3 protein-coding genes are annotated in these 3,546 nt (G+C 41.1%); all 3 read right to left on the bottom strand.

The genetic code is table 11. The features are described 5' to 3' along the window. Positions 1–1,310: extracellular solute-binding protein (locus FWJ59_RS08665; protein WP_414481544.1), on the bottom strand; the 1,310-nt coding region annotated here is incomplete at its 3' end. A 131-nt stretch (positions 1,311–1,441) separates the two neighbouring features. After that, positions 1,442–2,329 (bottom strand): carbohydrate ABC transporter permease, encoded by an 888-nt coding sequence (locus FWJ59_RS08660; protein ID WP_414481543.1) that lies wholly within the window; start codon positions 2,327–2,329, stop codon positions 1,442–1,444. 8 nt (positions 2,330–2,337) lie between these two features. Then, positions 2,338–3,306: an ABC transporter permease gene (locus FWJ59_RS08655; protein ID WP_414481542.1), complete on the bottom strand. Its 969-nt coding sequence runs from the start codon at positions 3,304–3,306 to the stop codon at positions 2,338–2,340. Between the last annotated feature and the right edge of the window lie 240 nt (positions 3,307–3,546).

The raw sequence follows: 3,546 nt of genomic DNA, 5'->3' as shown, positions 1-3,546 counted from the left end.
TCTTTAGCATTTTCATCGTCTACATTGATTCCCAAATATCCTGCCTTTATACCGGGCAGCAACTCAAATTTATCTCCTGATCTCTTGTAAGTTACGCCTTCAACTCCCCACCTGGTCAGAATCTGGCCTTCTTCGCTGTACCACAGCCAGTCAACAAACCTCATAAGGGCTTCAAAGTTGGGATTATCCAACGCCTTCTTGGTTATAACAATACCATTATCCAACCTCGCTCCAGAGATGACTCTCCCCTTTGGCCCTTCGAGGGGCGGCAGCATATCAACTTTGAAGTTGCCCTCACCAAGGGTCTCCTTCATCTTATTGCGCATCGAAATTATTTCCTGGGTATTGGTGCTTATAACGAAGGACTTACCAGTAGCAAATTTCTGATTGACAGCAATTTCATCCTCCTGGGTGAAGGACTCAGGATCCATCAATCCCTCTTTAACCAGCTTGTTAAAATACTTCAGCATTTCCTTATAATCGTCGGTAATGGGGTAAAATCCAAATTCGTCCTTATCCCTGTAGTAGTAAATGCCATTACCGGCGCCCCAACCGCCCTGGACGCCAAAGCTGAGCGAAGCAAAGTTGAGCAGGGCATCGCCCTTCCACCTATCAGAAAATGGATAAATATTAGGATAAAGCTCCTTCAGTTTCTTTAAAGCCTCATACAAGTCATTCCAGCTCTCAGGAATTGGGATATTGTGCTTTTCAAATATATCCGTCCTTATGGCCAGAGAATATTCAGCAACGGCTACTTCGCGAAGTCCTGGCAATACATAGAATTTCCCGTCTTTTTGCTTAATAGTTTTTATGTCTTCCTGCAAGTTCCACTCCTCAATCTGCCTTGAGAAATTGGGCATCAGATGCAGATAGTCGCTAACTGGTATTATTGCCCCACTAGGGATAAAGCTTACTTCTTGACCCGGGTAAGTGCTAGGAACAATCTCCGGCGCCTCACCGGTGCTGATGAGAAGGTTTCTCTTTTGCTCATAGTCGCTCATGGGCACAATAGTAAGTTCGAGTTCTACATTGGTCCTCTTCTTTATTTCATCCCATAGGATCCAATCTTCTTTATAAGGATATGCAGGATGATCTCTGTAAAGCATTGTAAACTTCACGGGTTCCTTTAGCGGAAAAGCAAATTCCTCTTGGTCTTCTTTACCTGGCTGTTCCGTTGTGGTGCCTTGATCTCCACTTGGGGTAGTCTTATCCGGCGTTTCCTTCTTGCCACAGCCTGTAAACATCACGCCTAACATTGAAACTATAAGGATACAGGCTATTAGCAATACTGCTCTCTTACTCATTTTCATTATAACCTCCTTTTTTATTAATGTTTTCTTTCAAAGTTTTCTGGTAAGCTCAAGCCTTACAACCATCCTAATATATTTTAATATATTTTGTCAGACCCTTCCGTCAGATCACCTCCTTTAATACGTATAAATTAGCCTTTCAAGGATCCTATCATTATACCCTTTACGAAGTATTTTTGCAAAAACGGATAAACCATTATTATAGGAAGGGCACTCACCACCATGCTGGCCGACTTTATGGTAGCTTCTATATCCCCAAATCCTTCGACGTCTCCACCCACAACTTCTCTAGCCTTTTGTGCACCCGCAATTATATTCCTCAAATACAGCGATACAGGGAACAATTTCTTATCATCGAGATAGATAAAGGGCCCAAACCAGTTGTTCCATATTCCTACAGCATAAAAGAGCGACATTGTGGCCAATATGGGTTTAGACAGCGGCAGCACGATTTTAACCAGTATACCATATGTGTTCATCCCATCAATTGCCGCTGCTTCTTCCAGTTCATCCGGTATACCCTCAAAAAAGGTCTTGGTAACCAGTACATTGTAGGTACTAATAGCCCCTGGTATGATTACAGCCCATATGGTGTTTCTCATCTGCAGCATCCTGCTGACCAGCAAATAAGTGGGAATCAGTCCACCGCCAAAGAACATAGTAAACAATATAAACCCTAGGAATATTCCCCTACCCTTCAAGTTCTTTTTAGACAGGGGATACGCCAAGAGAACAGTCAAAGTCAGTGATATTAAAGTCCCTAATACCGTATAAATGATGGTATTTCTATAGCTGGTCCAGAAGTAATTATCCTTCAACAACACCTTATAGGTCCCCAAAGTAAACCCCTTGGGGTAAAAAGTGATTGAGCCTTCATACACATATTTTTCACTGCTCATCGACAAGGCGGTCAGATAAAGAAACGGATACAGCGTAACAACCACTACAAATAACATTATGATAACATTTATAACATCAAACACGCTTATATTCTTTCTCTTCGTAGAACCCAACCCCATTTCCCCCTTTACCACAAGCTGCTGTCGGTGAATTTTCTGGATAGATAATTTGCTGTGGTCAGCAATATTACGCCTATTATAGATTCAAACAGGCCCACCGCAGCGCCATAGCTGTAATTATTCATGGTCAAGCCCATTCTATACAGGAAGGTAGAAATAACATCGGCCGTTTCATAGGTTTGGGGATTATAGAGTAACAATATCTTTTCAAAACCTACAGCCATCAGGCTCCCGATATTCAATATCAACAGAACCATAACAGTAGGCATTATGCCGGGAATTGTGACATATTTCATTTGCTGAAATCTGTTGGCTCCATCGATTCTTGCTGCCTCATACAATTCAGGGTTAATACCAGAGAGCGCCGCAAGATAAATAATTGAATTCCATCCTAGGTGCTGCCAAATTCCCGATGCTATATAGATAGGCCTAAACCATCCAGGCTCTGAAACAAAGTCTATCGTCTTACCAATCAAATTCTTGAGAACCATATTTACTACGCCTACAGACGGAGACAAGATCTCCTTGATCATTCCCACCACTATTACCGTCGATATGAAGTGGGGTAAATAAGAAACCGTTTGAACGAACTTCTTGAACTTTAAATTTTTCAGCTCGTTGAGGAGCAAGGCAAAAATTATCGGGAAAGGAAAGCTTATCACTAGATACTCCACGCTTAAAATTATGTTGTTTCTAAATGCACGCCAGAATCCCTGATCCCTTAAAAACATTTGAAAATATCTTGTACCAACCCATTGGCTACCATAAACCGGTCCACCGGGCTGATATCTTCTAAAGGCAATAATAATCCCATACATCGGAATATATCTAAAAATCAAATAATGAACCAATGGCAAAAGCAAAAGCGTGTATAATTGCCAATCTTTCTTTATGGCCTTCCAAAGTTGTTTGCCTCTACCAACTTTTGCTTTTGTTGCAACCGCTGTTGCAGTTTGAATTTCGATATTGGACCCCATATTTGCCCTCCTTTTCCTCAGTTTGTCAGCACAACAAAGTTTCGATATATCATAATTATCTATTCGAGACAAATGTAAAAAATCCTTTCTTATGGCCATCCAGCCTCTTAAGGCACTGCGTCTTCTCCGCCCTCGCTTTTATTATACAACTTTCGACAGAATAATGCAAATAAAAAATTATAGAGGTGTTGTTATTCTGTGATAATGTCATATTGAAATTATTCTGATATAATGTCATAC

Source organism: Caldicoprobacter sp. (genome assembly GCF_047459465.1).
Taxonomy (GTDB): Bacteria; Bacillota; Clostridia; order Caldicoprobacterales; family Caldicoprobacteraceae; genus Caldicoprobacter.
Note: the sequence above shows the minus strand (reverse complement) of the source record. Positions and strands in the feature narration are given on the sequence as shown.

Bases quoted from the DNA above. Each gene is read 5' to 3' on its own strand.
- FWJ59_RS08660 (WP_414481543.1), bottom strand. From the start codon at position 2,329: ATGGGGTTGGGTTCTACGAAGAGAAAGAATATAAGCGTGTTTGATGTT.
- FWJ59_RS08655 (WP_414481542.1), bottom strand. From the start codon at position 3,306: ATGGGGTCCAATATCGAAATTCAAACTGCAACAGCGGTTGCAACAAAA.